The sequence below is a fragment of the Bacillus sp. MM2020_4 genome (assembly GCF_011250555.1).
Classification (GTDB): Bacteria; Bacillota; Bacilli; order Bacillales; family Cytobacillaceae; genus Neobacillus.
The window spans coordinates 1-3127 of sequence record NZ_JAANMZ010000090.1; the positions used below are offsets into that span (position 1 = coordinate 1).

1 protein-coding gene is annotated in these 3127 nt (G+C 29.4%); it reads left to right on the forward strand.

Annotation, left to right across the window (positions count from 1 at the left end; all coding sequences use genetic code 11):
- Positions 1 to 75 precede the first annotated feature (75 nt).
- A complete protein-coding gene (locus G6554_RS25105; protein WP_166246824.1) occupies positions 76 to 2874 on the forward strand; it encodes a TrlF family AAA-like ATPase in 2799 nt (932 codons plus the stop codon).
- The last annotated feature ends 253 nt before the right edge of the window (positions 2875 to 3127 follow it).

The window sequence follows — 3127 nt, forward strand, 5'->3', positions numbered from 1 at the left end:
ATACTGTAGAATTTTAGTGAGAGATAAATAAAAAAATTTGGATTAAATTAGAAAAAATATATAGGAGATGTTAAAGTGAAGAAATTCTTAAATAGTGAGGGTTCAATATGGCGTAAATGGGATTTACACGTTCATTCCCCGGCTTCAAAATTACATAATGAATTTAGTTCATGGGATGAGTATATTGATTCTCTAGAGGTGTTAGAAGATATTAGCGTATTAGGGATAACAGACTATTATTCTATTGAGGGTTACTTAAAAGTCATGGAATACAAAGGAGCCGGTAGGCTTAACAATATTGATTTAATTCTTCCAAATGTGGAAATGAGAATAGATACTGTTACTTCTAGTGATAGACCAATTAATATTCATGTAATCTTCTCTCCAAACATTGTAGACCAAATAAATGATAAATTTTTTAGAGAACTTAAATATGAATATGCAGGGAATACATTTAGTTGTACATATAGTGATTTAATAGAGTTAGGAAAGATGACTAAGAACAGTGAGATTAGTAATGATGAAGCACTGAAAGAAGGTATGAACCAATTCAAGGTTTCAATAGATAAATTAAAGACTGTTTTTAGTCAAAATAAAAATATCTTTGAAAATAACGTTTTTACAGTAGTAGCTAATAAATCGACAGATGGTGCTTCAGGAATCAGGGGAAATTCCATGCAAATGGAACAACGAAAAATTTATCAATTTGCTGATGCTGTTTTTTCAAGTAGGCCGGGCGACAGGGTTTTTTTTCTTGGAAAAGCCTCTAACCATCCTAAGGAAAAAATTATAGAAAATTATGGTTCTTTAAAACCGTGTATTCATGGTTCTGATGCACATAAAATAGAGAAAATATGTAAACCTGACATGAATAGATTTACATGGATTAAAGCTGATCCATCTTTCAATGGTTTATTACAAGTTATTCATGAACCAGAAAAAAGGGTTATCATACAGGAAAACAACCCCGATCTGAAATCCGATTACAATATAATTAAATCGATTAGGTTTATTGATAACAACGAGTTTACCTCTGAAGAAATTATGTTTAATCCCGGATTAAACACAATTATTGGTGGTAAATCTTCTGGTAAATCATTACTGTTATATAAAATAGCTCAGGCGATTTCTAAAGATGAAATAGAAATTCGGACTATGGATGAAAAATGGAAGAATCCATATTCAACTAGTTTTATAGAAGATGTAGAATTTGAAGTTATCTGGAGAAACGGTGATTCCTCTAATAATTTCTCTGAAAGCAAAGGGAAAGTAACTTACATTCCACAAATGTATATAAATTCTTTATCGGAGGAAACAGCCAATAAAGACCTCCAAAAAAAGATTGAGGATATTCTAATGCAAAATGAAGAACATTCGAGATTTCTTACGGAAAAGAGAGATCAAATAAAAAATTACTCTAAAGAAGTTAAGTTTGATATTGGACGGCTGTTTGAAAAAATCCAAGATTTAATAACAAACGAGGAAAAAACTAAAAAAGAAGGGAATAAAGATGCGGTTGAAAAAGAATATGAAAAACTTCAGAAATTAATAGAAGAAAGAATTAAATCATCCAATATTTCACCAGAGGGTGAATTGGAAATGAAACAATATGAAAACGAAAAGAAAGAGCTTCAAAACTTAATCAGTGAAAGAAAACAAGATAATGAAAAAGGTCTAGCTGCATCAAAGGAATTAAATTCATTGGTTACATATTTCAATACTAGTTTAAAAGATTTAACAATAGGATTACCTGACGAATATTTAGAACTCACGGATAAACTAAGTATTCAAATTAATGAGGCTTTTGTTAATACACTAATCGAATTTGATAATAAGACTAAAACCTATAATGATTGGAATAAACTTCAAGGCGAAAGAATAGTGGCTATCGAAGAAAAGTTAAGACCATATCAAGATAAATTAAAAGGTTTATCAGATATTTCTCAGTTACAACAAAATTTAAGTGAACAAGAGAAATTAATAAATCAATTAGAAACACTTGAGGATATAAACAAAAATCTCAAGCTCACTATTAACCAGATAAAAGAAGGAATATTTAATACGTTTGAAAATTATTTAAAAACTTTATTAGAAATAAAAAATTATTTTAATAATAGAAATGAATTTTCAAATTTGACTCTTCAGACTGATATTACTTTTGAAGAAGCTAAATTTGAGGAAAGCTTCCTATCATTGTTTAATAGAAGAGGGAAGATAAGTAACCTTTTTCCAGATGCAGAAAATTTAATGCTTTTTGATGAAAATGATCAATTTATATTTGAAATTGAAAACTATTTAAGTAAGTTGAAACATATTTGTGAAATGATAATACAAACCGATGAAACGAAATTAAAGCTTAGAAAGTCATTCACCAGACAAGATGCAGTAGAGCATCTGTTCAATACAGGGCATACGAAGATTGTTTTTGATTTCCTGAAAGATGGAGACAGTCTGAATCAAATGTCTCCGGGGAAAAGAGGATTAGTGCTATTAGAGCTGTTTTTAGAAATGAGTGATGAGAAGCACCCTATTTTAATTGATCAGCCAGAGGATAACTTAGATAATAGAACAATAAGTAAGGATCTCGTTGACATCTTGAAAAGAAAGAAAGATTCAAGACAAATAATAATTGTTACTCATAATGCTAACTTAGTAGTATTAACAGACTCTGAAAATGTAATTGTGGCAAATCAAGATGGTCAACTAATAGAAAATGCTAATCATAGATTTGAATATTTGACAGGTGCAATGGAATGTGATTTTAAAGAAGATGATGCTAGACTCGACGGTAAAGGTATAAAAACACATGTTTGCGAAATTCTTGAAGGTGGAAAAGAGGCCTTTGAGATACGCGAAAAGAAATATGGTTTTTAGTAAGAAACACCTAGAAGCAATCATAGATATTAGTAATTACAGTCCCTTATCCGATGATATCTATAGAAAATGAAGTAATAGGATTTTAGAAGGGGTGAGCTACTTTGAATAAATTATTAGCAAAGAATGATGATGATAAAGAAAAATTATCTTTAAAATTTAGTGAGTATTATAAAAAAAATAAGAAAAACTTTTTTAATCAAATTTTAAAGGTTCCCGGCTTTATTAATGTAATAAAAGAATTAAATAATGA